Annotated in this window: 21 protein-coding genes and 1 pseudogene; 9 read left to right on the plus strand and 13 right to left on the minus strand. The window is 69.5% G+C overall.

Annotated elements, in window-relative coordinates:
* Positions 1-11 precede the first annotated feature (11 nt).
* Positions 12-1,328, minus strand: a complete 1,317-nt coding sequence (locus tag F8O02_RS01380) for a variant leucine-rich repeat-containing protein (protein ID WP_158035384.1) — start codon at positions 1,326-1,328, stop codon at positions 12-14.
* A gap of 172 nt (positions 1,329-1,500) precedes the next feature.
* Here F8O02_RS01380 and F8O02_RS01385 point away from each other — a divergent pair, with 172 nt between their 5' ends.
* Complete coding sequence (locus tag F8O02_RS01385; protein WP_158035385.1) at positions 1,501-2,403, plus strand: SPFH domain-containing protein; 903 nt, start codon at positions 1,501-1,503, stop codon at positions 2,401-2,403.
* A gap of 421 nt (positions 2,404-2,824) precedes the next feature.
* Here the strand turns inward: F8O02_RS01385 and F8O02_RS01390 are convergent, their stop codons facing one another.
* The 4 genes from F8O02_RS01390 to F8O02_RS01405 all read right to left on the minus strand — a co-directional run bounded on the left by F8O02_RS01390 (position 2,825) and on the right by F8O02_RS01405 (position 7,000).
* Positions 2,825-3,385 (minus strand): hypothetical protein, encoded by a 561-nt coding sequence (locus F8O02_RS01390; protein WP_158035386.1) that lies wholly within the window; start codon positions 3,383-3,385, stop codon positions 2,825-2,827.
* Positions 3,364-4,326: a variant leucine-rich repeat-containing protein gene (locus tag F8O02_RS01395; protein WP_158035387.1), complete on the minus strand. Its 963-nt coding sequence runs from the start codon at positions 4,324-4,326 to the stop codon at positions 3,364-3,366. Before F8O02_RS01395 ends, F8O02_RS01390 begins: the two co-directional genes overlap by 22 nt.
* A 234-nt stretch (positions 4,327-4,560) precedes the next feature.
* Complete coding sequence (locus F8O02_RS01400; protein ID WP_158035388.1) at positions 4,561-5,628, minus strand: 5-methyltetrahydropteroyltriglutamate--homocysteine S-methyltransferase; 1,068 nt, start codon at positions 5,626-5,628, stop codon at positions 4,561-4,563.
* A 316-nt stretch (positions 5,629-5,944) separates the two neighbouring features.
* A complete protein-coding gene (locus F8O02_RS01405) occupies positions 5,945-7,000 on the minus strand; it encodes a zinc-dependent alcohol dehydrogenase family protein (protein WP_158035389.1) in 1,056 nt (351 codons plus the stop codon).
* 150 nt (positions 7,001-7,150) lie between these two features.
* Here F8O02_RS01405 and F8O02_RS01410 point away from each other — a divergent pair, with 150 nt between their 5' ends.
* Positions 7,151-7,894, plus strand: coding sequence for a helix-turn-helix domain-containing protein (locus F8O02_RS01410; RefSeq protein WP_179416235.1), 744 nt, complete (start codon positions 7,151-7,153; stop codon positions 7,892-7,894).
* Here F8O02_RS01410 and F8O02_RS01415 read toward each other — a convergent pair.
* Complete coding sequence (locus tag F8O02_RS01415; protein WP_179416234.1) at positions 7,858-9,741, minus strand: sigma-54-dependent Fis family transcriptional regulator; 1,884 nt, start codon at positions 9,739-9,741, stop codon at positions 7,858-7,860. The genes F8O02_RS01410 and F8O02_RS01415 overlap by 37 nt on opposite strands.
* A 193-nt stretch (positions 9,742-9,934) precedes the next feature.
* On the opposite strand from F8O02_RS01415, the gene F8O02_RS01420 reads away from it, so the two are divergent.
* The 5 genes from F8O02_RS01420 to F8O02_RS01440 all read left to right on the plus strand — a co-directional run bounded on the left by F8O02_RS01420 (position 9,935) and on the right by F8O02_RS01440 (position 16,092).
* Positions 9,935-11,551 (plus strand): ABC transporter substrate-binding protein, encoded by a 1,617-nt coding sequence (locus F8O02_RS01420; RefSeq protein ID WP_158035392.1) that lies wholly within the window; start codon positions 9,935-9,937, stop codon positions 11,549-11,551.
* Between the two features lie 137 nt (positions 11,552-11,688).
* Complete coding sequence (locus tag F8O02_RS01425) at positions 11,689-12,636, plus strand: ABC transporter permease (protein ID WP_158035393.1); 948 nt, start codon at positions 11,689-11,691, stop codon at positions 12,634-12,636.
* Complete coding sequence (locus tag F8O02_RS01430) at positions 12,633-13,481, plus strand: ABC transporter permease (protein ID WP_158035394.1); 849 nt, start codon at positions 12,633-12,635, stop codon at positions 13,479-13,481. The genes F8O02_RS01425 and F8O02_RS01430 overlap by 4 nt, the downstream gene beginning before the upstream one ends.
* A complete protein-coding gene (locus F8O02_RS09340; RefSeq protein WP_158035395.1) occupies positions 13,481-15,211 on the plus strand; it encodes an ATP-binding cassette domain-containing protein in 1,731 nt (576 codons plus the stop codon). The genes F8O02_RS01430 and F8O02_RS09340 overlap by 1 nt, the downstream gene beginning before the upstream one ends.
* Before the next feature lie 239 nt (positions 15,212-15,450).
* Complete coding sequence (locus F8O02_RS01440) at positions 15,451-16,092, plus strand: YczE/YyaS/YitT family protein (protein WP_158035396.1); 642 nt, start codon at positions 15,451-15,453, stop codon at positions 16,090-16,092.
* Between the two features lie 583 nt (positions 16,093-16,675).
* Here the strand turns inward: F8O02_RS01440 and F8O02_RS01445 are convergent.
* On the minus strand, positions 16,676-17,170 hold the full coding sequence (locus F8O02_RS01445) for a GtrA family protein (RefSeq protein WP_158035397.1): 495 nt from the start codon (positions 17,168-17,170) through the stop codon (positions 16,676-16,678).
* An 83-nt stretch (positions 17,171-17,253) separates the two neighbouring features.
* On the opposite strand from F8O02_RS01445, the gene F8O02_RS01450 reads away from it, so the two are divergent.
* Positions 17,254-18,048 carry a glycosyltransferase family 2 protein gene (locus F8O02_RS01450; protein WP_158035398.1) on the plus strand — a complete coding sequence of 265 codons (795 nt, stop codon included), beginning with the start codon at positions 17,254-17,256 and terminating at the stop codon, positions 18,046-18,048.
* Positions 18,049-18,065: 17 nt separating this feature from the next.
* Positions 18,066-19,691 (plus strand): hypothetical protein, encoded by a 1,626-nt coding sequence (locus F8O02_RS01455; RefSeq protein WP_158035399.1) that lies wholly within the window; start codon positions 18,066-18,068, stop codon positions 19,689-19,691.
* Between the two features lie 14 nt (positions 19,692-19,705).
* On the opposite strand, the pseudogene F8O02_RS09115 reads toward F8O02_RS01455, so the two are convergent.
* From F8O02_RS09115 to F8O02_RS01485, 6 genes and pseudogenes are all read right to left on the minus strand, one after another.
* A pseudogene (locus tag F8O02_RS09115) lies at positions 19,706-20,527 on the minus strand (SGNH hydrolase domain-containing protein).
* Between the two features lie 282 nt (positions 20,528-20,809).
* Positions 20,810-20,980: a hypothetical protein gene (locus F8O02_RS01465; protein ID WP_225734051.1), complete on the minus strand. Its 171-nt coding sequence runs from the start codon at positions 20,978-20,980 to the stop codon at positions 20,810-20,812.
* Positions 20,981-21,341: 361 nt separating this feature from the next.
* Positions 21,342-22,643 carry an ISL3 family transposase gene (locus F8O02_RS01470; RefSeq protein WP_158035404.1) on the minus strand — a complete coding sequence of 434 codons (1,302 nt, stop codon included), beginning with the start codon at positions 22,641-22,643 and terminating at the stop codon, positions 21,342-21,344.
* Positions 22,644-22,949: 306 nt separating this feature from the next.
* Positions 22,950-24,287, minus strand: a complete 1,338-nt coding sequence (locus F8O02_RS01475; RefSeq protein WP_225734052.1) for an ISL3 family transposase — start codon at positions 24,285-24,287, stop codon at positions 22,950-22,952.
* A gap of 60 nt (positions 24,288-24,347) precedes the next feature.
* Positions 24,348-24,647 (minus strand): acyltransferase family protein, encoded by a 300-nt coding sequence (locus F8O02_RS01480; RefSeq protein WP_158035406.1) that lies wholly within the window; start codon positions 24,645-24,647, stop codon positions 24,348-24,350.
* Between the two features lie 34 nt (positions 24,648-24,681).
* A complete protein-coding gene (locus F8O02_RS01485) occupies positions 24,682-25,695 on the minus strand; it encodes a glycosyltransferase (RefSeq protein ID WP_263970861.1) in 1,014 nt (337 codons plus the stop codon).
* Positions 25,696-25,780: the final 85 nt, after the last annotated feature.

Below are 25,780 nucleotides of genomic sequence, written 5' to 3' on the forward strand. Positions count from 1 at the left end.
GCGAACAGTGGTCATTCTCCGCCCGGACCGACCGCGGTGAACGTCGTCGCGGCGCCGACGGTGATCCTGTCGTTCTGCCAGACCACCGGGAACACGACATCCTCCTCGCCCTCGCCGGCAGTGGAGTCGTCTGCAGTGCTGATGACGCGACGGACCGTGAGGGACTTCCCGTCCTGGGACAGGTTCATCGCGGTGTAGTAGCCGGTGCGGTCGGCATGGATCCCGCCCCCGGCGGCGTAAGCGCTGTCGAGCGCGGCGTCGGCGAACCCCGTGTCGCTCTGCGCGGAGAACAGCTCGTTGGCGTCCATGATGAGCATCTGGCTGCGCACCGTGAGCGCGCTGCCCTCGGCGTTCGGGGTGTACACGGTGAGCGCTGAGTACTCCTCGGACAAGGCGATGCTGTCCGCCTCGTAGTGCACCACTGGGTTCGTGACGATCGTGACCACATCTCTCGTGCCGTCGCCGTCCACGTCGGTGACGACGGGCTGCTGTTCGAGGGGGAGGTGTGGGTAGGCGAGGCGGGCGAAATGTGCCGCGTTCAGCAGACGACCGTCATTGGTGATGGTGACAGTGTCGGAGTCGGATGCCGGAGACAAGTCCTGCACACTGGCCAGCGAGCCGGTGAACGCCGCCGGAGGGGTCGCCGTGGCGGAGAGCGGAGCATTCTGCAGGTAGGTCTTGTCCGCATCCCCCAGCGGGGCGGTCTTGAGCAGCTCGAGCAGCTGGCCATCGCTCACCACCGGCTGCGTGTCCTGCGCCTGGCCTGTGGGAGCGGCGGCGACCCCTCCCTCGCCCTGGGACTGGCCGGCCAGTCCGCCGTGGTCGTAGAACCAGTATCCGCCGCCGCCGATCAGGGCCACTCCGGCGAGTCCGGCGGCGATCTTCGCGATCAGCGCCCCGATGCCGGACTTCGCGGTGACCGGGGCTGTCTGCATCGCGGGCGCGAGTGCGGCGTGTGCGGCGGTGTGGTGCAGGGCGCTCGGCGTCGCCATGCTGATGCCGGCGGCATCCGGTGCGGCAGCGGTCGACTCGGGCATGCTCGCCGCGAACGCTGCGGTGGCGCTGGCGGCCGCACTCGCGGCGGCCGCGTGGTGATGGTCGTCGGACTGCTCGTCGAGCCCGGCCAGCCAGGCCCCGAGCTGCGGGTACATGTGCGGATGTGCGTGCAGCGCCGCCCGCACACGCGGGTCGGCGGCATGGTCGGTCGCGATGCGCTGCAGCGTCTGCGGCGGCAGCGCCGGATTGGACAGCGCCCGCAGTGCGTCCGCGACGGATGGGTGTGGCCCCGATCCGGCAGTGGCGGACGGACCCGGGAACGGCGTGCTCACATGCTCCCCTTCGTGAGATCAAGGGCTGCGGTTGACCCCTGTGGCGAGTGTAATGCAACCCTGCGGCGCGGTCTGTGGGGCGTCCTCCCCATCACGCCTGCCGCAGGAAGGCCCCGGGATGTTTCACGTGAAACACCCACAGCTGGCGGACGCCGCCCCGTAGACTGCCCACATGATCGGATTCCTCATCCTCCTCGTCCTCATCGTGCTCGTGCTGTTCGGCACGCTGTTCACGGTGCAGCAGCAGACGAACGTGATCATCGAGCGGTTCGGCCGGTTCGTCAGGGTGGCCCGGCCGGGCCTGAACGCGAAGATCCCGCTGATCGAGAAGAAGGCCGGCACGGTGAGCCTGCGCGTCCAGCAGCTCGACCTGCAGATCGAGACGAAGACCCGCGACAACGTGTTCGTGCTCGTGCTGGTCTCGGTGCAGTACGCGGTGATCCCGGAGCGGGCGGTCGACGCCTGGTACCGGCTGGAGGATCCCGAGGCGCAGATCAAGAGTTACGTGTTCGACGCGGTGCGCGCGACGGTGCCGACTCTCACCCTCGATGAGGCGTTCGAACGAAAGGACGACATCGCACAGACGGTCGGCGCGGCGCTCGTCGGCGAGATGGGTGGCTTCGGCTACCAGATCGTCAAGACGCTGGTAACGGACGTGAACCCAGATGCCTCGGTGAAGGCGGCGATGAACAAGATCAACGCCGCCCAGCGGGAGCGGGTCGCCGCCCAGGATCTCGCTGAGGCTGATCGCATCCGCGTGGTCACCGAGGCTCGGGCCGAGGCGGAGGCGAAGCAACTGCAGGGCGAGGGCATCGCCAATCAGCGCAAGGCGATCATCGATGGCCTGCACGCCTCAATCGCCGAGCTGCAGGAGCAGGGCATCCGCGAGGCCGATGTGATCAACCTCATTCTGCTCACGCAGTACTTCGACACGCTCACCGCACTGGGCAAAGACGGTGCCACCACGGTGCTGCTGCCCGGCTCACCGCAGGGCGTCTCACAGCTCGGCGACGAGATTCGCAACGCCCTGCTGGTCGCCGGGGCGGTGCCGAACGTGCACGACGAGAAGAAGTAGGCGCCGGGCGCGCCGAACCTGCTGGGCCCGGGTGGCGCTGTGGAGGCGCGAGGTGTGGTGTCGTTGGTGTCGGAATGAGGGGCGCATAACCGCATCAACGACACGCAGAATGCGGGGTGCATCCTGCCGGAAAGTTTGTGCGGGGTTTCTACACGAATACTCGCGGAATGCCCTCTTTGTCAGACTGATTGATACACGCGGGATGGGTGCAGACACGACCCACAGGTGCGTCACGGCGCGGTCGGCCCCGCTGCTGGCCGGGTGCCGCCCAGCAGCTGTCAGCTTCGGTGTCGTTCGTGCGGTTCTGCGGGGCGCTGAAGCGCATGTTCGACACAGAGACGACGCGCCGCCCGGGTGGGGCTGCGCCCTCAGCGTGCGGTCTCGGGCCCCGGGAGCGCGCCCGCCGCGCTGGCACACGGCGTCACGACCAGGCCATCGCCCTGATCGGCTCGATCGTCGCGTCGTCGAGGGTGATCGCGTCGCTCTTGAAGCCGATGCGGTAGGTCACCAGGTCGGTGCCCTGATCGGGGTCGGTGTCGCCGTCGGTGCCCCAGTAGTTCGTGCGGCGCACTGTGAACTCGCTGCCGTCTTCGGAGAGCGAGAGCGCGGTGTACCCGGAGCCCGAGACCGAGGAGGCGGTATGCGAGCCCCCGGCGGCGAGGTACGCCTCGTCGAGCGCAGCGTCGGCGCTCGCCTGGAGGTCGTAGATGCTGGTGGCCTCGTCGTAGACGGCCAGCTGCGCACGCACGGTGAGTGCAGAGCCGTCGTCGGTGGGCGTGTAGACGGTGAGCGCCGAGAAGCCGTCGGCCGAGCCGTTGGAGGAGACGCCTGCCTCGGGCACCGGGTTGGTCACGATGGTCACGATGTCGCGCACCCCGTCGCCGTCGACGTCGCGGATGGCCGGCTGCTGACTGCGCTTCGCCTGGTACGACGACAGACCGGGGAACTCGGACTCCGTGATCAGCGTGCCGTCATTGACCACACGGACGGTGGACCGTTGAACGAGGCGCTGAGCACGGAGCCGGTGTAGTTCGACGGCGCCGTGGCCGAGCCGCCGAGGGCGCTGGCGATCGACGAGATGTAGTCGCGCTCGAGCTGACCGGCCGGCGCCGTCTGCAGCAGCGCCAGCAGCTCGTCATCGCTCAGGGATGCTGCGGCCGGGCCGGTCTCGGAGGGCTCGACGGGTGGGCTGGTCGCCGCGTCGCCCGAGGTCTCGCCGCCCCAGGGCAGGCCGCCGTTCAGGGTGAGGTAGCCGGCCGTGCCGCCGCCAGCGACCAGCACGACGGCAACGAGCCCGGCGATGACCTTGCCGGCGCTGAGACCGCCAGCCTTGGCGCCGACCGTGGCGCCCGCCCTGCCCGCCGCGGCCGCCGCCTGCGCGGCGGAACCGGCTGTGTTGACGGGAGGTATGCCGCCGAATGCCTGTGACGTTGCGGCGGGGTCGACGTGTGCGGCAGGCGTGAAGGTCTGAGACATCGCCGAGGGGTCGGCGGGAGAGACGGGGGCGCCCGGCGCACTGGCGGGTGCGACACCGGAGACCGGGGAGGACGCGGGAGTGGCCGTTGCGCCCGGGGCCCCGGCGAGGTCTGTGCCTGCCGCGGTGCCGGTGCCGGAGGCCTGACTGGTGGCCAACCCGATGGTGGTGGCCGCCGACGCCCCGATGCCGGAGACTGCGGGCCCGATGTATCGTGCGGCGGAGGGATCGTTCTGCGGCTGCAGGCCCCGCAGCCACTGCGCCAGCTGCGGATAGGTGTTGGGATGGGCCAGCAGCGGCGCGATCAGCTCAGGATGCTGGGGAGCGTGTGCCGCGATCTGCTGCAGCTGTGCGGCAGTCGTGGTGAGGTCTCGGACCTGCGCGAGCAGGGCATCCACCGGCGTGCCCGCCGCCCCATTGGCGTTGTTCGGTGCGAACTGGTCATTCATTGCTCCCCCTGAGCGTTCGGCGACCGGCATGGGTGGGTCGAGCCGTGGCGTGATGTGCCACGGCAAGGGTATCAAAACCCACCGACACGGCCACGGCCCGGCGCTCACGCGCCCCCGGGCCGCGTCCACAGCCGGCGGGTTTGCGTGTTGTTTCTGCATGAATAACTCCAGAATGAGTGCAGAATCCTCGCACAGAACGCGGTGCACCCTCAGCCCGGCGCCCAGCGCGCAACCTCAGACCCGGGGCCACACCTCGTCGGCGATGCGCACGATCTCGGCGAGCTTGGCCCACTGCTGGGCCTCGGTGAGCACATTGCCCTCCTCAGTGGAGGCGAACCCGCACTGGGGGCTCAGCGCCAGCTGCTCGATCGGCGCGAACTGCGCAGCCTCGGTGATACGGGCCCGCACGGCCTCTGGGTCTTCGAGGGCGCCCGACTTCGAGGTGATGAGGCCCAGCACCACGCGCTGGTCGCCGCGGGGCAGGAAGCGCAGCGGCTCGAAGCCTCCGGCGCGCTCGGTGTCGTATTCGAGGAAGAAGTCGTCGTAGCCCGTCTCGCCGAGCAGCTGCCGCGCCACCGGCTCGTAGCCTCCCGACGCGATCCACGTGGAGCGGAAGTTGCCGCGGCACACGTGCGTTGTGATGGTCATGTCGGCCGGCCTATCGCGCAGGATCTCGTTGAGCAGCGCCGAGTACGCATCAGCCAGACCCTCGGTGTCGAGGCCGCGCTCGCGGGCGCGCTGACGCTCGGTCTCGGAGCACAGGTACGCCCACGCCGTGTCGTCGAACTGCAGGTAGCGGCAGCCCTCCGCGTAGAAGGCCGCGATCGCGTCGCGCCAGGTCTGGGCGAGGTCGGCGAACAGGGCGTCACGGTCGGGGTAGATGTCACTGTCGATGCTCTTGGGGGCGAGACGGAAGTGCATCACCGTGGGCGCCGGGATGCACTGCTTGGCCAGCACGCTCGCGTGGTCGCGCACGAATCGGAAGTGCTCGAGCATGGGGTGGTCGGCAGGAAAGCCGACCTTGCCGGTGATGTGCACGGCGTGCGGCTTGGGCGCCAGGCCCTTGAACGCCATGCCGGAGTCTTCGGCGACGATCTCGACGCCGTCGAGCCCGCCGAAGAAGTCGAAGTGCCAGAAGGCGCGGCGGAACTCGCCGTCGGTTACGGCGTGCAGCCCGACCTGCTCCTGGCGGCTGATCGCATGGAGGATCGCCTCGTCTTCGACGTGCCGCAGTGCGGTGGCGTCGATCTCGCCGTGCTCGAAGCGGGCACGGGCCTCATGAACGGATGCGGGGCGCAGCAGGCTGCCGACTTGGTCGGCGCGGAATGGGGGGCTTGGTCATGCACATCAGTGTAGGCCTCGGGGGATGCCCGAGGCTCGCGGCGCATCTCGGCGCATGTCGGCAGCGGGGTGACTGGGGCATCCATTCATTGAGTGTGCAGTTGTGCTGGTTGCCCGTGTCGAGAGTGTAGAAGAACTGCTTTTGGGCTGGCCGATAGGCCGTTGTTGTGCACACTCGGTGATGGGTGCAGCCCGGATGGGGACGGCCGGCTGCCGGCAGCGGCCGCGCCCGGGGAGTGCCCGGAGCGCGGCCGCTGCCGGCGGAGGAGTCAGGCGATCAGTGCACGTACACCTTCAGCGCCTTGGTGTTCTTCGCGTCGGCGAACACGTCGTAGGCCTTCTCGAACTCGTCGAACGAGAACTCGTGGGTCACGAAGCCGCTCACGTCGAGCTTCTTCGCTGCGACGAGGTTGAGCAGCATCTCGAGGGTGGTGGTGTTCACCAGACCCATCGTGATGTCGATGTTCTTCGTCCACAGCTTCTCCATGGCGATCTCGACGGGCTTGCCGTGCACGCCGATGTTGGCGACATGGCCGCCGGGGCGCACGATCTCGGTGGCCAGCTGCAGCGTCGGCGGGATGCCGACGGCCTCGATGGCCACGTCGACGCCCTCGCCGTCGTTGGTGAGGGCCTTGATCTGGTCGATCGCGTCCACGGCACCGGAGTTGACGCCGTCGGTGGCGCCGAACTTCTTCGCCTCGGCGAGGCGGTTGTCGTCCAGGTCGACCGAGATGATCCTGGCCGGGCCGTACAGGCCGGCGGTGGCGACGGCCGACAGGCCGACGGGGCCGGCGCCGATGATCGCGACGGTGTCACCGGGCTTCACCCGGCCGTTCTGCACGCCGATCTCGAAGCCGGTGGGCAGGATGTCGCTCAGCAGGATCGCGTCGCGGTCGTCCACGCCCTCGGGGATGCGGTAGCACGAGGTCTCGGCGTACGGCACGCGGCAATACTCAGCCTGGGTGCCGTTGATGTAGTGACCGAACGCCCACGCGTCGCCCGAGGCGCCCTCGGGTGCGAGGCAGTGGCTGAGCAGGCCCTTGCGGCAGTTCGCACAGCGGCCACACGTGGTCATGCAGCTGAGCAGCAGCTTGTCGCCGACCTTGATGTTCTCGACCTCCGAGCCGACCTCGGTGACGACGCCGACGCCCTCGTGGCCGAGCACGGTGCCGGCCGGGGTCTCCGGCACGTCACCCTTGAGCACGTGCAGGTCAGAGCCGCAGATCGTGGTGGCGGTCATCTTCACGATGACGTCCGTGGGCTGCTCGATGACCGGATCCGGCACCTCTTTCCACTCGCGAACGCCAGGACCGCCGTAGACAAGACCCTTCATGATTCCTCCTGTGGATGCGGGATGTGCCGGCTGCGTCATCGCCGCCGGCGGGTCGTCGACCCATCTCTCATGGTCTCAGCGGCGGGGGAGGAGCGGGGTGGGGCGGCGCGGTCGGGGTGTTGCAGGCTGACACACGGTATCCTCCACCATGTGAGGGAATCGGACGAGGTCGGCGTGCCGGGCGCGCGCAGCGTCCACCGGGTCGCGCTCGTGCTGCGCGCGCTCGCGGCCGGCGACGGCGAGGCGGACGGCCGGCGCATCGCCTGGATCGCCCGGCGCACCGGGCTCACCGAGCCAACCACGGCACGGCTGCTGCGCGCGCTCGCGGTCGAGGGGTTCGCCGAGCGACACGCGGACGGCCGCTGGGCGCTCGGCGGCGAGATCGACGCCCTGGCGCGGCTGCGCAGTCGGGTGCCGGGCGGGTTCTGGGATGCGGCGGACGGGGCGGTGCGCGCGCTGGTGGAGGACACCGGGGCGGTGGTCACCCTCTGGTTCGAGACCGGCGGCACCTGGACGTGCGTGCGGCATGTCGAGGGGGTGCTCGCTGGTCGGATCGGCCCGGCGGCCGCGCTGGGGATCGCCGGGGGCGCGGCGGTCGAGGCGGCGATGGCGTGCATCCTCGCCGAGCCCGGCTCGCGCGTGCCGGCCGATGCCGAGCCATTCGACGGCGACCTGACCGCGGGGCGGGCCGTGCGCGCCGGCGGGGTCGTGCTGGTCGAGCTGGCCGGCGCGGGCGTCGTGGACGCGGGCGGACGCGAGGTGGCCCGGCTGCTCGCGGCGCGTCCCCGGGTCGATGCGAGCGATGACGCCCTCACGGCGTTCGCGGGGCGGGTGCGCGCGGCCGTGCGGGGGCTCGGTCAGTCGCGCAGCCCGTATTCCGCGAGCCTGCGATAGAGGGTCGAGCGGGAGAGGCCGAGCGCCCGGGCGGTCGCGGTGCGGTTGCCGTGGGTGCGGTACAGCGTGGTGATGATCGCGGAGCGCTCCTGCTGCTCGAGCGTGGTGAGCGGTCGCAGCGCGGCGCTGAACGCGTGCGGGGGCAGATCGGCGACCTGGATCGGCCCGCTGGGCCGGCGGGCGAGTGCGTACCGTAGCGCGTCGGTGAGCTGGTGGATGTTGCCCGGCCAGTGCCCGGCGGCGATCGTGCGCAGGGCGGACACGGACACCTCGCGGTGGGCGCTCGGCTGCAGCGCCTCGAGCAGGCTCGCCACGATGCCGGGCAGATCCCGCTGCCGCTGGCGGAGGGCCGGGACGATGACCGTGCGGCCGATGAACGGCAGCATCGGCGCGAGGGGTGACGCCTCGTCGATCTCGCCGCCCTCGCCGGTGAGCACGAGGCGAACCGGGTCTCCGTGCACGCGCGGGGCGCGCAGGAATCGGGTGACCTCGGCGCGTTCGGCGTCGTCGAGCAGGGTCACGTTGCGCATCACGAGCACGGGGTCGCCGATGGGGCGGTCGGTGTGCGCGAACGAGGCCAGCGCCCGGCGCACGCCTCTGGCCTCGCGCACGAGCTCAGGGGAGAGCACGTGGACGTGCAGTCCCTGTGCGGCCGCGACCTCGTTGACCAGTGACACTTTGCCCACGCCGATCTCGCCGAGCAGCAGCGCCGCCTCCTCCCGCTGCAGGCTCTGGGTGAGCTCGCGCCGGGCGAGACGCCAGGCGCTCGAGACGCTGCCGCGGCCGAGGGGGGTGCCGTCGACGACATCCGGGCCCACGGGCGACGCGGTGCGAGCGGTCGGCGCCCTGGCGGGGCGGCCGGCGGACGCCGGGCGCGCGGCGCCGGTCACGGTCGCCTCGACGAGCACGCCGCGGTCGGCACCCATGCCGATGCGTCGGGCGGCGACGTCCAGCAGCATCCGGTCGGGTGCCGCGGCAGTGTCGTCCGAGGCGTCCCGCGCGGCCGCCTCGAAGCGGAAGCGCGCCTGGTCGGCGTCACATGTGGCCGCACGCGCCCGGTGGCACAGGTCGCGGCGAGTCGGCTCGTCGAGCAGGCGCCCGGCCCGTCCGCTGTGCAGGGCCATCATGCCGGTGGCGGCGAGCACGAGCCGGCGCGAGCGCCCCGCGGCCTCTGCGTCGGCGCGGGCGAACGCCTCGAACACCCGCCGTTCCACGGGCGAGGACGCCTGCAGCAGCTCCGCCTCGATCGCGCGCGCCGTCTGCACCGCGATCGTCTGCATCATCAGGCTCGCGTCGGCCAGCCCGCAGGTGAGGTCGATGACGCCCTCGAGACGGCCGGTGATCGGGTGGATGATCGGGGCGCCTGCGCAGACGACGTCGAGGAAGCGCTCTTGGAAGTGCGCGGGGCCGGCGACGAAGATCGGGCGGCGGGTCTCGATGGCGGTGCCGACCCCGTTCGTGCCCACGAACCCCTCGCTGAAGTCGAAGCCGGGGGCGAGATCGATGCCGTTGAGCAGCGACGCGGCGTCGCGTCCGCTGTCGACCCGGGCGAGCACGTGCGAGTGCGCGTCGGAGAGCACGACGCCGATGTCGAGGCTGCCGAGCGCGTGCACGAGCTGGCGCATCGGGTCGCGGGCGCAGCGGCTGAGCGGGGTGTCGTTGGTGATGGTGACGTGGCGGTTCGCGCTGCCGTGCGCGTCCACGCCCGCGTGGGCGGAGCGCTGCCACGAGCCGATGATCGGCAATGGCACGGTCGCGTCCGTCGGCGGCGTCGGCGTCGTGCCGGGGACGTGGTCCGCGAGGAAACGGCGGCGGGCCTCGGCGAGTGCTGCGGCGTCGCTGATCATGTTCTCATTCTGCCCCTCGGACGCCGGAAGCGGAACCGTGGACCGGCTGTCAGTCCGCCGAGACGCCGTCGCCGGTCCACCGAGGGGTGGAGTGAACTTGTCTACACCTGTCTGAGACCGTGGTGGGATCGCCTCCCGCGAGGCCCTAGAGTGGGATGAGCAGAACTCGCTCAACAGAAGAGAGAGGAGCACCATGTCGATTCTGAAGCTGTCGCACCGGCCGGAGTACTCGCCTCGACCGGTCGGCTCGAGCGTCGGCCACAGTCGCGCACGTCGATCGGGCAGCGTCGCCCGCGGCGTGCGCCGACTCGTCGCTGGAGCCATCGCGGTCATCGCCGCCGTCTCGCTCACCGCCTGCAGCGCGGGCTCGCAGACGGCCGCGCCCGCGGCCACGAACTCCACGCTGCACATCGGCCTCTCCGCCGCGCCCTCGGGGCTGGACTTCACCACGACCGGTGGGGCGGCGGTGTTCCAGGCGCTCGTGGGCAACGTGTACGAGGGGCTCGTGCGCCTCGACGATCAAGGGGAGATCCAGCCGCTGCTCGCGACGGACTGGACGATCAGCGACGACGGGCTGCGCTACTCGTTCCAGCTGCGTGAGGGGGTGACCTTCCACGACGGCACCCCGTTCGACGCGAACGTGGTCAAGGCGTCGCTGGAGCGGGTGCCACAGTGGACGGCGAACACGCCGAAGAACCTCGCGGCGATCGACCACGTCGAGGTGGTCTCGCCCACGCAGGCCGACGTGGTGCTGAAGACGCCGGACAGCGAGCTGCTGTTCTGGCTGTCGACGGTGCTCGGCGTGATGATCGCGCCGGACTCGGTGGCCGACCTGGCCACGCATCCGAACGGCACCGGGCCCTTCCGATTCAGCTCGTACGATCCCGGCACGCGCATGGTGATGAACCGCAACGACGACTACTGGGGCGACAAGGCCCAGTCAGCGGAGCTGGACCTCTACTACTACGCCGACGCGTCATCCGCCGCCAACGCACTGCGCAGCGGCCAGCTCAACGCGCTGTACGCGGCCGAGGCGTTCGACCAGATCGACCAGTTCAAGGGTGACTCGGCGTACACGGTCTCGGAGGGCTCGACGCCCACGGTGACCGTGCTCTCCATGAACCAGAAGCGCAACCCGCAGCTCGCGGACGTCCGGGTGCGCCGGGCGATCACACACGCGATCGACAAGGACGCGGTGCTCGCCGCCGCCACGAGCGGGCACGGTACGGTGCTCAACGGCCCGAGCGCACCCGGTGACGCCTGGTACGACGCGGACGACCAGGCCGCGCAGGAGGCTGGCGCCTACGACCCGGACCAGGCGCGGCAGCTGCTCGCCGAGGCGGGTGCCGAGGGGCTCACGCTCACCTTCACCGTGCCGAACCGGCCGTACGCGCTGGCGACCGCGCAGGTGATCCAGAGCGATCTGCAGGCGGTCGGCGTGACCGTGAACCTGGAGACGCAGGAGTTCCCGGCGGTGTGGGTGCAGAAGACCATGGGCGACCAGGACTTCGACCTCTCCGTGGTCGCGCACGTCGAGGCGCACAACATGTTCAACTTCGGCAACGACCAGTACTACTGGAGCTACTCGAACGCCGAGGTCGACCAGGACCTGGCCGACGCCGTGGCGACGACCGACGACCAGCAGAAGACCGACGCGATGAAGGCCGCCCAGTCGAAGCTGATCGATGACGCAGCTGCCGTGTGGCTGTACAACGTGCCGAACGTCGTGATCGCGAAGAACACCGAGGGCCTGCCCGAGAACTACTACGGGGCCGGCTACGAGTTCGCGCAGGTCTCGTTCCACAAGTAGCGTGCGCGCGGGCGTGACGGGCTGGTCGGGCGGATGCCAGGCCGGCCCGCTCCGGTGTGCCGCCGCCGGCCGTGAGTGAAGGCCATCGGGCGGTCGGCCCCGTCCTCCGCATGCCCGCCCCGCACTAGACTTCCGTCATGTTCACGAGGATTGTGCGTCGCGTCGTCGCGTTCGCGCTCTCCGCGCTCGCCGCCGCCGTGCTCGCCTTCCTGCTGCTGGCCGTGCTGCCCGGGGACGTCGCCCGCGCCCAGCTCGGCATCGATGCCTCCGACGCCGACGTCGCCCGGCTGCGCGCGCAGCTCGGCCTCGACCGCCCGCTGCTCGTGCGTCTCGGCGACTGGCTCGGCGGGCTGCTGCACGGAGATCTGGGCACCTCGTACGCCACGCAGACGCCGGTGGCCCCGCAGGTGCTCGACGCCGCGCAGGTGACGCTCATCCTCGTCCTCGCGGGCCTGCTCGTCGCCTGGGCGATCGCGCTGGTGCTCGGCACGCTCGCGGGGATGCGCCCCCACCGCCCCGAGGGCGTCGTCGCCGGGCTCGTCGCGCAGGTCGGCATCTCGGTGCCGAGCTTCCTGGCCGGGCTGCTGCTCGTCATCGTGTTCGCGGTGCGTCTCGGCTGGCTGCCCGCCGGCGGGTGGACGGCCCCCGCGGACGGCGTGAGCGACTTCCTCGCGCATCTCGCACTGCCTGCCCTCGCACTGGGGCTCGTGCACGGCTCTGTGCTCGCCCGGTGGCTGCGGGGCTCCGTGCGCGACGTCGCGCACGAGGACTTCCTGCGCACCGCCCGCGCGGTCGGCCTGACCGCGGGGCAGGCCATGTGGCGGCACGGGATGCGCAGTGCGCTCGTGCCCGTCATCGCGGCCAGCGGCGTCGAGTTCGCCTCGCTCGTCATCGGCGCGGTCGTCATCGAGCAGGTGTTCGTCATCCCCGGTCTCGGGTCGCTGCTGCTGCGCGCGGTCGGCACCCGCGATCTGGCCATGATCCAGGCGATCGTGCTCGTCGTCGTGGTGCTCGTGCTGCTGGTGAACCTGCTCGTCGACGTGCTGCAGGCGATCGTCGACCCCCGGCTGCGGGAGCGGGCATGAGCGCGCGGGTGGTGCGGCGGCGTGCGGGACGCGTCCCCTTCATCGTCGGCGCCGTGCTCGTCGGCCTGGCTGTCGCCGCCGTGCTGCTCTCGCTCGTGTGGACGCCGATGGACCCGACCGCCACGGACGCGATCAACCGGCTGCAGGGGCCGAGCGCGGCGCATCCGCTGGGCACCGACACGCTCGGTCACGACGTCGCCAGCCAGCTGCTCGCGGGCGCCCGGCCGCCCCTGCTCGTCGGGGTCGGCGCCGTGGCCATCTCGTTCGCGCTCGGTCTGCCGTACGGGCTGCTCGCCGCCCTCGCCGCCGACTGGTGGCGGGTGCGCTGGGTCGACACGCTGCTCATGCGGGCCAGCGATGTGGCGCAGGCGTTCCCGGCGCTGCTGCTGGCGATCGTGCTCGCAGCCGTCTACGGCGGGGGAACGGTCACCGCGACCGTCGCGCTCGGCATCGGGGCCGCGCCGGGCGTGGCCCGCATCGTCCGCAGCGGGGCCCGTCAGGTGCTCTCGCGGGAGTACGCGCTCGCCGCGCGCGCCTCAGGACGCGGCGCGTGGTTCACCGCGGTGCGGCATGTGCTGCCGAACATCCGGGGCGGGCTCGCCGTGCAGGCGACCGTCGGGTTCGCGATGGCGGTGCTCGCCGAGGCCGGGCTGTCGTACCTGGGGCTCGGCACCGCCGCGCCCGCGCCGTCCTGGGGGCGGCTGCTGCAGGAGTCGCAGGGCTCCATCTACGTGCAGCCGCTGCTCGTGGTGTGGCCGGCGCTCGCGATCGGGCTGACCGTGCTCGGGCTCACCCTGCTCGGCGACGGGCTGCGTGACCGGTTCGACGCGCGGGAGGAGGCGTGATGGCGGCGGATGCTGACGACGTGCTGCTGCGGGTACGCGGGCTCACCGTGCGGGCCGGGGAGCGGACGCTCGTCGACGGGATCGACCTCGACCTGCGCCGCGGGGAACGGGTGGGCCTGATCGGCGACTCGGGGTCGGGCAAGTCGCTCACCTGCCTGTCGATCATGGGGCTGCTCGGCGACGGGCTCGAGCGCGCGGGCACGATCGAGCTCGCGGGCGCCGCGAGTGGTGTGGACGGCCCGGGCGTGGCTGCTCCGGGCAGCGCGGCCGGCGTGGGTGCCTCGGGTGTCGCAGATCCGGGCGATGCGGCCACGCGGATCGACCTGGCCACGCTCGACGACCGGGCGATGGCTCGGCTGCGCGGTCGCCGGCTCGGCATGGTGTTCCAGGAGCCGATGACCGCGCTCGACCCGCTCATGCGGGTGGGCGACCAGGTGGCCGAGGCGTGCGGCGGGCGTGGCCGTGGCATCCGCACGCGGGTCGCCGACCTGCTTGCCCGCATGGGGCTGCCGGAGCGGGTCGCCCGGGCCTGGCCGCACGAGCTCAGCGGCGGCCAGCGGCAGCGCGTGGTGCTCGCGATGGCGATGGCGAACACACCCGACCTGCTGCTCGCCGACGAGCCGACCACCGCCCTCGACACGACCGTGCAGCGGCGGATGCTTGATCTGATGCGCGAGCAGGTCGCCGACGCGCACACGTCCCTGCTGTTCGTCACCCACGATCTCGGGGTCGTCGCCGGGTTGTGTGAGCGGGTGCTCGTCATGGAGCGCGGCCGCGTCGTCGAGGCGGGGCCGATCGGTCGGGTCTTCCGCGCGCCGGGGCATCCCTGCACGCGGCGGCTGCTGGCGGCCGCGCGCCTCGAGGCCAGGCCGCTGCCCCGCGTGCATGCCGCAGACGGCATACGTGCGGAGACCGCGGGGACGCACCCGGTGCACGCCTGCGATCCCGTCGAGCCGATCATCCGGGTGGACGGAGTCACCATGGTCTACGGGCCGGTGCACCGGCGCGGGTGGCCGCGCGTCGCGGCGACCCCGGCGCTCGCGGACGTGACGTTCGACGTGCGGCCGGGGGAGCGGCTCGGGGTGGTCGGGGAATCCGGCAGCGGCAAGTCGACCCTGCTGCGGCTCATCGCCGGGCTCGACCGGCCCACGGCCGGGCGGGTGACCGTCACCGGGCGCCCCGTCGCCGGCAGCGAGCGGACACTGCGCTGGCTGCGCCGTGTCGTGCAGCTCGTCTTCCAGGATCCGATGGGCTCGCTCGACCCGCAGATGCGCGTCGGCGACATCGTCGCCGAGGGGCTAGCCAGGCTGCCCCGGGCCGAGCGGCGGCAGCGGGTCGCCGCACTGCTGCGCCGGGTGGGCCTGCCCGAGGACGCGGCCGGGCGGCATCCGCATCGCTTCAGCGGCGGCCAGCGGCAGCGCATCGCGATCGCCCGTGCCCTCGCCGTGGCACCGCGCGTGCTGCTCGCCGACGAGGCCGTCTCGGCGCTGGATGTGACCGTGCGCGGGGCGGTGCTCGACCTGCTCGACGAGCTCGTCGCCGAGCAGGGACTCACCCTCGTGTTCGTGTCGCACGACCTGGGCGTCGTGCGCGCGCTGTGCGACCGGGTCATCGTGATGCACGCGGGCCGGGTGATCGAGCAGGGGCCCACGGAGCGGGTCTTCAGCGCGCCCGAGCAGGCCTACACGGCCGAGTTGCTCGACGCGATGCCGGTGCTGCCGGGGGCGTGAGGTGCCCAGTGCTGGCTGGCAGACTGCGAAAAGAATGTCTCATATGCATGAGATTGTCTCCCAGAGTGTCAACAGCGCTGCAGCCTGGGAGCACGTGGTCGGGGCTGTGCGCAGGGATGTGGGGCGGTCGTCCATAAGCGCCTGAGAAGTTCTACAATCATTACATTCTCCTTTTCCCCTCCGGTCGCGGACGCGCTGATCCCCGTGCCGGTCGGGTTCGTCTTCGCATCGAGGTGTTCGTGAGCGCTGCCCAGTCCCGTCGGCTTCCCGCCCGTGTGGCCATGCTGATCGTCGGCCTGTTCGTGATGACCGTGGGGGTGGTGCTCATCACCCGAAGTGACCTGGGCACTCCGCCGATCTCGGCGGTGCCGTACGTGCTCAGCCTCGCGCTGCCGTTCAGCTACGGCGAGGTGATGATCGCGTTCAACGCGCTGCTCGTCGTCGTGCAGTGGCCGGTGCTCCGAGGCCGCTTCGGCGCGGCCCAGTGGCTGCAGCTCGTGGTGGGCACCGTGTTCGGTGTGTTCATCGACGTCTCGATGGTGCTGTTCACCTGGCTCGACCCGGGCGCGTACTGGCAGCGTCTGGTCGTGCTGCTGATCGGCTGCGTCGTGCTCGCAGCGGGCATCGTGCTCGAGGTGCGGGCCGGCCTGGCCATGAACCCGGGTGAGGGGCTCGTCGCAGCGCTCGCGCTGCGCACCAGACGAGAGTTCAGTGCGCTGAAGATCGCCTTCGACGTGTCGCTCGTCATCCTTGCCACAGGGCTGTCGCTGGCCATCCTGCACGGCCTCGTCGGGGTGCGCGAGGGAACGGTCATCTCGGCGCTGCTGGTCGGGTTGGTGATCCGGGTGATCACCGCGCTGCTGCCGAGCCACGAGGGGTAGGTCGACTCGGCCGGGTGCTGATCGGCGGGAACACGAGGCAGGCCCCCTCGAGGCTCAGCCACACGAGCGCCGCCCACAGCAGCGTGAGCGCGCCGAGCCAGGCGAGCGTGCCCCCGTCGGCCCCGTCGCCATCGCGGGCACGAGGTTCACCGTCGCCGTGATCGGCGACGACCTCTGGTACGCCCACACACCGGTCATCACCATGGCCCCGGCGGCCTGGGCGGTGGCCAGTCGCGCCCTCGGCGGCACCGGCGAGCCGACGCCTGGCCGTCACCGGCGACCCCGACCGGGATGCCGTGGGCGCCGCGCCCCACACGGCGGCCCGCACCCCGCTGCAGGCGCTCTCGGCGCTGGAGACGTTCCGGTCAGAGATCGCCGCGCACGCGGGCCGGGCACTGCCCTTCGTTGTCAGCCCGCTGACCACCGTGTCCCGGCCGCGGCGATGGCCGTGCTGGGGCTCGCAGGAGCCGCATCCGCCCTGCGAACCGTCACCCATGCTGACCCCTCACCGCACTCGAGAGCAACCGAGGATCGATCTGTGCAACGTCACCCTGACCTGCCCGGACGGGGAAGACCATGTCGGCTACGCGGCGGTCGTGGTCTTCTCATCCACCGCAGGTTTCGGCCCGACCGGGAACACGACCCAGTGGTAGAGCACGAACCGCGCGAGTGTGGTGAGCCCGATGCTCAGGATGTTGACGAGATTGATCACGAGCGGCCCGGCCGGCTGGCCGGTCGCCTGCGCCACGAGCGCGTCACCCGCCCAGACCAGCGCCACGCCGAGGCCGAGGCAGGCCGCGTTCGCCACGAGGAACAGCATCAGCTCGGCGGTGCGCCCGCGGTGCGCCCGGGAACCGAACGCCCACTGCCGATTGCCGAAGTAGGCGTTGACTGTGGCGATCGCAGTAGCGCCGACCTTCGCCCAGACGGCCCCCCAGCCCAGCCAGAGCAGCGCGTTGAACGAGCCGATCTCGATCACGCTGCTGAGCGCGCCGACGGCGAGGAAGCGTCCCGAGGTCGCGAGCAGCCGCCGCAGGGGCGAGGCCGGGCGCGTGGAGACGGTGGACTGCTGGGACATGACCGGTCAAGTCTAGACGTAGGCTTGGGGTGCTGAGGCCCGGGCATGGTGGGCTGTTCCGTTCCCTGAGATGAGGAGTGCATGTGGGCCGACGTGTGGCGCTGGTGATGCCGGCGTACAACGAGCAGGACGGCATCGTCGGATTCTTGGACGAGGTGATCGGTGCGCTCGAGGGTGCAGGGTACGAGGTGACCTGCGTCGTCGTCGACGATCATTCGACGGATAGCATGCCTGAGGTGCTCGATGACTACGCGAGGTCGCATCATGAGTTCAGCGTGGTGCACGCGACGCGGAATTGTGGCCATGGGCCCACTGCGCTCAACGCGTACCGTGAGGGACTCGCACGGCATCCTGATCTGCTGGTCTTTGTCGACGGTGACGGGCAGTTCCTCGGGGAGGACATCGTGCGCGCCCTGCGACTCGCCGAGCGAACCGATGTGGACGTTGTCCATGGTGTCCGCACCGGACGCACCGATCCCTGGTACCGACGCATGCTGACCGCGGCGCTCGGTCTGGTGATCGCCGTCGCAGCCGGAGCCCGCGTGCCGGATGTGAACACGCCGCTGCGGGTGTACCGACCGCAGGCGCTGCGTGCGCTGCTCGGGATCATCCCCGAGGATGCCGTGGTGCCGCACGTCCACTTCTCGCTGGCCGAGGTGCGCGGCGGTCTCACCCGTGCCGCGCTGCCGGTCCACTCGATCCCCCGTCGGGGAGCGACGGCACAGGGCTCGATGTGGGGCGGACGACGCGTCCCGCTGCTGCCGCCGCCTCGGCTGCTCGCTTTCGTGCTCGTCGCGCTGCGGGAGCTGTGGCGGTGGTCGCTGCGGCCTGGATCCACGGCTCGGACGTGCTCCTCGCTCCGCACGGTGTCTCGGTGAGGAAGGCGGTGACGTCCATGCCGGTTCGCACTCGCAGACTGACAGGCACCCTCGCCGCGCTCTTGGTCGCCGGCGTGTGGGCGGTGGTGCTGTTTCAGAGCGTGTTCGTCCACATGCTCTGGGAGGACGAGGCGTTCAACCTCACGGTCGTGCGCAACCTCGTCGACGGTCTCGGCTACACCAGCGACGGTGCACTGAGCGGCAATCATCTCGCCCCGTTCGATGCGCGTATCTCGACCGGGCCGGTCGTGCTGCTGCCCGCAGCCCTGCTGCACTGGCTCGGCATCGACCTCGTGCTCTCCGGCCGTCTGGTGGTCGCTGGGTATGCGCTCGCGCTGGCCGTGGGCCTGTACGTGCTCGGGGTCCGGATACAGCATGCCGGTTTCGTGGGTCGGCCGGTCTCCAGCATGGGGGCGGACAGTTCACGTGTGCGAGGTGACATCAGCTGGGTCGGGCTCGTCGCCGCACTCGTCCCGCTGACCTTCGACACCTGGCTGACGGTGTCGCCGATCCAGGGGCCGGCGGACGTCCTCGGCGAGTTCCCGGCGGCTGCGCTGCTGGTCTGGGCGCTGGTCGTGCTGCCCCGGCGACCCGGACTCGCCGGGCTGCTGGTGGGGCTCGCCGTGCAGTCCAAGCTCGTCACCCTGCTCGCAGTGCCCGGGCTCGTGATCGCCGTGCTGCTGCAGAGCGGCACGATGCGAACCCGCCTCGGCCGAGTGAGCCATGCCGGGGTTATGGCCATGATCCCCACGGCTCTCTACGAATTCTGGGTGCTGCTCACGCTCGGCTGGTGGAGCTACCGGTACGAGCATGTGCGTGGGCTGGTCGCGTTCGTGTTGCGCGGCTACGACAGCGGAACCTCACGAGTCGACAAGCTGCGGCTGTTCGCCGAGGCGTGGTTCCTGCCCCCCGCGATCGTGGCGGCACTGGGAGTGCTGGTTCTCGGCAGTGGCGTCGTGCTGTCCTGGAGGAAGGCGCGATCCCGTGCGCAAAACGACGGACGGCGTGTCCGCTCCGGTCTGGTGCGGCTCGGTCCGCGCGCCACGGTTGCCGTCGCCGCGCTCATCGGTGCGCTGAGCTACCCGCTGTGGTGGGTGAACTCGACCGCGACGCCGTTGTGGATCCGCCATCCAGCGCTGGGGGTCATCACCTTCGTCCCGGTGGTGTTCACCGCGGTGCTCGCACTGCTCGGTGAGGCGATCAGCCGGGCGGGCGGCGGTCATGAGCAAGATGCGTCGGACGACGTGGATGCTCCAGCTGGGCGTGGGATGTGGGCGGCTGCCATCGCCGTGGTGATCGTCGCCGGCGTCGGAGCCCAGTGCGCGGGGTATGTCCGCGGTCAGGTCGCGCAGCCCGCCGTGTTCACGCTCGACGAGCAGCGCGTCGAGGCGGAGGCGCTCCGGCCGTCCGCGGATGCCATCGCTGTCCCATGGGGGCTCACCGTGAGCATGGGAGTGCTCACCGGGGCGCATGTCGTCAACCTCGACGTCCTCGCCGATCGCGAGGATGTCGGCACCGAGACGTACGAGCAAGACGCGTCGACCGTGCAGGGGGTGGAGCGCATCCTCCCAGCGGGAGACACGAGCTGCGGCACGCCGCTGGCGCAGGCTGCGCACTTTCAGCGATGTCAGGCAGTGCTCTGACCTTCTTCGTCCTGTCAGGCATGGGGGCAGGGGGTGCGCTCTGCTGGTCTGTCGGGGCTGGCCGCCATCAGGTGCGGCGCCGGTGGTGGCCGCCGTCTGTGTCTGGGCGAGCGCCGCAGTGAACGCCTCGTCGAAGACCGGGGCCATCGACTCGACATAGGTGCGGGTAGGTGGTTCGCGTCGAGGTAGACGACCACGCCGCCGATCTCGGCCTGGCACAGGCCGTTCAGACAGAACTGCTCGGAGAGATCCATAGTGACGAGCTGGGGATCCTCGGCCAAGGGGATGGGGAAGAACGAGTCGTATGATCTCGGGTCCAGCACCGTCTCGACGGGAACCGCGCAGCGCTCAGCACCGGTGCGGGTGGCCGAGAGCTGTGCCAGGCAGCTGCTCGGCGCCACTGTGAACCGCGGATTGTCGCGCAGGGCGATGACGGGCACGTCCAGCTCGCGCAGCTGCTCGACACGGGTCAGGAAGCGTGAGTCCCGCTGGATGTCCGGCTAGCCCGAGACTAATCGGTTGCCGGTCGTGAACACGACGTCAGGGTGTTCACGGCGGATCTCGTCTAGGGCGATCTGGTTCTGTGCGGCGCAGACGGCCGTGGTGGTGGTGTTCACGGCGAGTTCCGGCTGATCATCAGACTCCGCGTGCATGTCGCATCCGGGGTCGACGATCGCGCGCATGCGCCAGCCGTTCTGCTGTGCCAGATCGCCGAGCAGAGGCGTCCAGGCGTCGACGTGTGGGCTGCCGGTGACGAAGACGGCCGGTGCGGTGACGTCATCGGCAGCACGAGCATCGAGCTTGCATCCCGAGATCTGCTGTCCGTACCGCTTGATCGTGTGACAGGTCTGAGACCATTCCGGCCATTCCGCGCGTTGTTAAGCTGTGTGGAGCCACGTGTTCGTGTTCTGTGGCTTTCGTTTGGCAAGGTTGATTCCGACGGCGTGGGCGGGCGTGGGTGTGCTCGGTCGGGTATAGAAGCGTTTTGGGTGTGTCTGGAAGTATCGTTGCAGGGCTGTCTCGCGGGTCTGCCAGGTCTGGTGTCAGGTGCCGTCGTTGAACAGGGCAATGCCGGAGTGCTTGTGCCCGTGGTCGTACTAGGTCACGTATCCGGCGAGCTAGGAGCGAGCGGTGTCCAGGTCTGTGAATGCCTTGGGACAGCCGGGCCGGTACTTCATGGTTCGGAAGCCAGGCTCGGAGAACGGGTTGTCATCGGAGACGTACGGCCTGTTGTGGGAGAGCTCGATGCCGTGCCTGGTGAGGTGGTCGCGCAGCAGGTTCGAGGTCATCGCGGAGCCGTTGTCGGCATGCACGACCTGCGGGGCCCGTGGGTGGCGATCGCGGTGGCGAGCATCTCGACGGCGGACTGGTCGGACTCACGGTGCTCGACTCGTCAGCCGATGCTCCGTCGGGAGAAGATGTCGGTGATCTTGTAGGCCTTGATCACGACCCCGCGCTATGGCGCGTGCAGGTCGGTGATGTCCCATGACCAGACCTGACCGGGGCCGTTCACTGTCACCGCCGGCTTGCTCCGCGGGGTTCTGACCGTCTCCCGGGTCGGGACCTTCGGGCGCAGCATCTGGTCTTCGATGTCGACCGCGATCCGTCGCTAGATGCGGCGTGAGCCGAGCATGATGCGGCTCTTCGCATCTATCGGTGTAGTTGGGGTTTGAAGCCTCCGGTTTCGAGGAGTGCTCGGGTGGTGTAGTTCGTGAGGTTTCTGAACCCGAGGGCTATCCCGCGGAGGTGTTCGAGGCGCCCGTTGATCGCCTCGGCGGGGCCGTTGGAGGTGTGGGGGCGGTCGAAGTAGGCGAGGATGTCAGCGGCCCGGTGTTTCAGGGTGCGGCCGAGCGTTCGGAGTTCGGTGAGGGCTGCGGGGACCGCGTTCGAGACCGATTCGATGAGCGTTTCCATCGCGGTCCTGCCGGCGGTTCGGTCGGGGGCCCGGTAGGCGCAGAGCATGCGCTGGTAGATGCCCCAGGTGGCCTCGACCTCGACGTGCTCCGAGCTCGTGAACAGGATCATGAGCCGTTCCCGTTGCCGGTCGGTGAGCAGACTGGCCCCGGTGTGCAGGGTGCGTCGGGCCGTGTAGAGCGGGTCTCCGGCCCGGCCACGATGCCCGGTCGTGGTCTGCTGGACGCGCTGCCGGCAGCGGTCGAGGGCGTCGGCGGCGAGGTGGACGACGTGGAACGGGTCCATCACCGTCGTCGCGTCCGGGAGCTCCTCGGTGGCGGCGGTCTTGAACCCGGTGAATCCGTCCATCGCGACGACCTCGACGTGCTGCTTCCAGCCGTCGGGGCGTTCGGCGAGCCAGGTCTTGAACGCCTGTTTCGAGCGGCCGGGGACCATGTCGAGCAGCCGTGAGGGCCCGGTCCGGTTCCTGACGGGGGTGAGGTCGATGATCACGGTCACGTACTTGTCTCCGGCCCGGGTGTGTCGCCAGACGTGCTCGTCGACACCGATCACGGTGACCCCGTCGAAACGGTGGGGGTCGTCGATCAGGACGCGCCTGCCCTCGCCGGTGATGGCCCGGTTGGCGGTGTGCCAGGACACCCCGAGGTTCGCGGCGACCGCTGCGACGGAGAGGTACTCGCACACGATGGCCTCCAACGCCCAGACCGCGCCTGCCCGGGAGAGCCTCGCCTTCGGCTCCGCCGCCTTCCCGGTGTCCTGCCGCCAGAGCTTCCCGCACTCGGCACACCGGTAGCGGCGGATCCGGAGCTGAAGCGTCGTGGGCCGCCGTCCGAACGGGACATGCGCGAGCCGGCGGGCCACCGTGTCCCGGGCAACGCCACGCCCGCCGCAAGCGTGACACCAGTCGTCTGCGTCAACGACGCGGCAGGCGATCACCGCCCGAGACGAATCCACGCGTTGGCCCACGGCTTCCAGACCGAGCTCGTCGAGACGGGCGAAAGTATTCAGATCGGGTACGTCGAAGATAGCGTGGTGCAAGTGAAAGCCTTGCTCTCAGAGAGTCAGATCTAGACACTCCGATTCTCTCGCGGGGCCCTCACCCCCCGCACTCAACCCCTCACAGCAACACCACCACTACACCGATCATTACGAAGAGCCAGATTGCCCATTACCGTGTTAGGTGCCCCTGATGGTTGGGGGTGGTTGCTGGCCTTGGTATGACTGTCTTGCCCTGTCGTTGTCATGATCCGGGGGGTGTTGTCGCCGAGTGTCAGAGTGCCGGGTGACTGCTGATAGGGACACGACCCAGCCGAAACGTGCTGAGGCAAACGGGCTCTTCGTACTTCAGGTGGGGATGACCCTGTCGAGTCCGCCGGCGATGAGGAGCATTCTTAGTCGGTAGTTGTCGAGGTTGCGGAAGCCGCGGGCGATGCGGCGGTGGAGTTCGATCAGGCCGTTGACGGCCTCTGCTCCGCCGTTGCTTGCGCCGCCGGTGGTGAAGTAGCCCAGGAACGCATCGCGCCACTGTTTCAGGGTTCGGCCCAGGCGAGCGACTTCGGGGATCGGGCAGGTCGGGAAGCCGGCCAGGATCTTCTCGGCGAGCTCACGGCCCTGGGCGGGGGTGTCGGCGTGGTACACGGCTCGGACACGTTGCGCGCATTGCCAGGCGATCCATACCTCGTCGTGGCGGTCGTCGGCGGTGATCGCCGCATTGAGTCGGGCGAGTTGCCGGCTGGTGAGGTTCTCGGCCCCGGCGCGCAGGATGTTGCGGATCTTGTACAGCGGGTCGTCTTTGCGTCCACGGTGCCCGAGGGGGTCTTGCTGGACGCGGCGGCGGACATCATCAACCATCTGGGTTCCGAGTTTGACTACGTGGAAGGCGTCCAGGACCGCGGTCGCATCCTGCAGTTGGTCATCGATGGCGTTCTTGTAGCCACGAAACGGGTCCAGCGTCGCGACCTCGACGCGGGCACGGAACGGCTGACCTCGTTCTTTCAGCCACTGTTTGTACACGGTGCCGGAGCGGCCCGGGACCAGGTCCAGTAACCTAGCTCGGATGCGTCCGTGCTTGTCACGGGTCAGATCGACCATCCCGGTCAACTCTTTCGGGCCACGCTTGGCGATGCTGACGTGATGCCACAGATGCTCATCGACACCCAGGATGATCACACCGGCGAATCGGGCCTCGTCCGCGGCGGCGGCCTCCAGGATCGGCTTGATCGATTCCCACACGGTGCGCCAGCTCGCGCCGAGTTGGCGAGCGGCACCGGCGATACTGGCGTGCTCACGACGAACCTGATGCACCACCCACCAGCACGCCCGGGTGGTGAGCATCGCCCGCGGCGCGGCGACCCGCTCGTCCTGCTCGGTGAACGTGTGGACCGGGCACGCAGGCTCGACACACTCCCAGGTCCGTTCCCGCCACCGCAGCACGACCGGCCGACCCATGCACGGCACATCGACCAGCCGGACCGTGCGCCGGCCATGACTCGACGCGACCACCCCACACCCCGGGCAGCCCACCACGCCAGGGGCCGACTCCATCGTGATCGTCAGCGAACCGTCACCGGCCCGCTCGACGCCGATCACGTGTAGCCCGTCCAGGCCGACCAACAGATCACAATTGGAGCAGTACTCATCAACATGATGGCAGCGCGCCGCGCAGCCCGTAGGCTCAGACACAGGTCGGGGTCCTTGCTCGTCAGAAGTGTGGTAACTCCTGATCCTGAGGGCCCCGACCCCCTACACCACCGACCCCAGCCTCACCGGCGTGTCACAACCACCCCCACCTGAAGTACGAAGAGTCACTAAACGATAGGGACACCCCCCCCAGAAGCGTCGCACCTGTGCCCAGGCCTCGCGGACGCGTACGCCGGGCAGTCGGCGCAGCAGCGAGCCCGTCATGAAATAGGCGGAGATGAAGAAGAACAGGTCGACAGCACCGGAGACGCGGTGGAACCAGATGTGGTAAGCGGCCACGAGCAGTGCGGCGATGGCGCGCAGTCCTTGGATGTCGTAGCGATAGGTGGGCTTTTCAGGCATGACCGAGTCATGCCGGGGGCACCTCGATGCGCTGTCAGCGTGCCCGTGAGAAAGGAAACAGTTGATGAAGTGTGCGACGGAGGAAACGGCCGGGTGTATTCGCCTCAGTGACCTGTTGAAGGGCTGAGAGCTGCTGGGCGAGTTTCTGGACGTTCTGATTGAGCTGATCCAGTCGGATGTCCAGGTTCTTCTCAATCTCGTTCTGGCGTGCGAGCACTGCCATGGTCGCACTGTGCAGGTGCTCGTGCAGACTCTGAGCCTGCTGCTCGAACAGCTTCGCTCGGACCAGCCGGTCGCCCCAGCCACGTGCCTGCACGTCAGCCAGAAAGTGTCGCTCTCGGACGAGTCTGTCAATCTGTTGGTGCAGGTCTGCCCATTCGTTGACGGTGTTTCCAGCTGTGCCAGCGGAACCTTTCGGACGCTGATGGTAGAACGCAAGGGGTTCCCCGTCTATGAAACCGATCGTGGTCACGGTCAGTACGCGGAGGTAGAAATCCCAGTCGCCGACGACGGGGAGCGATTCGTCGTACAACCCGACCTCATCATGGAGATCGCGTCGATAGAGGCAGGAAATGGGCACGCCCTGATTGGAGATCGCCATGCGGCTGGCATCGATTTCTGTGATCTCCGGGGCATAGAGTTCACGGGAATCCTCGATGATCTGGTTCCCATCGACATGCTCATGCACGATCTCAGTGCGGGTCATCACTGCTCTGGAATCGGAGGATTCGAGGTATCGAACCGTCTGGTTGAGGAAATCCGGGTGCCATGTGTCATCGTCGTCGTGGATTGCGAGAAAAGTCGATGACGAGGCTCGGATGCCCGCGTTTGAAGCGGACTCCATCCCTGTGCTCTCTTGTCGGTGCAGAACCTGAACTCGGGTTCGTGTGTCAGGAGGAAGATCGTCGACGATCTCATCTACCGGGGCAGGCTCGCCACCATCATTGACGACTATGGCGGACCAGTCAGCGTAGCTCTGGCGCTGGGCGTCATCGAGGGCTCTGGCCAGGAAATATGGGCGGTTCTTCGTTCGGATGATGATAGCCACCGAGGACTGCCGCTGACCGTGCATGCCACACGTCCTCTCTGATCGGTTCTCGGGGGCAGGGCAAGCAGCGTTGACGGCGCCCTCG

It is taken from the genome of Pseudoclavibacter caeni, from assembly GCF_008831125.1.
Taxonomy (GTDB): domain Bacteria; phylum Actinomycetota; class Actinomycetes; order Actinomycetales; family Microbacteriaceae; genus Pseudoclavibacter_A; species Pseudoclavibacter_A caeni.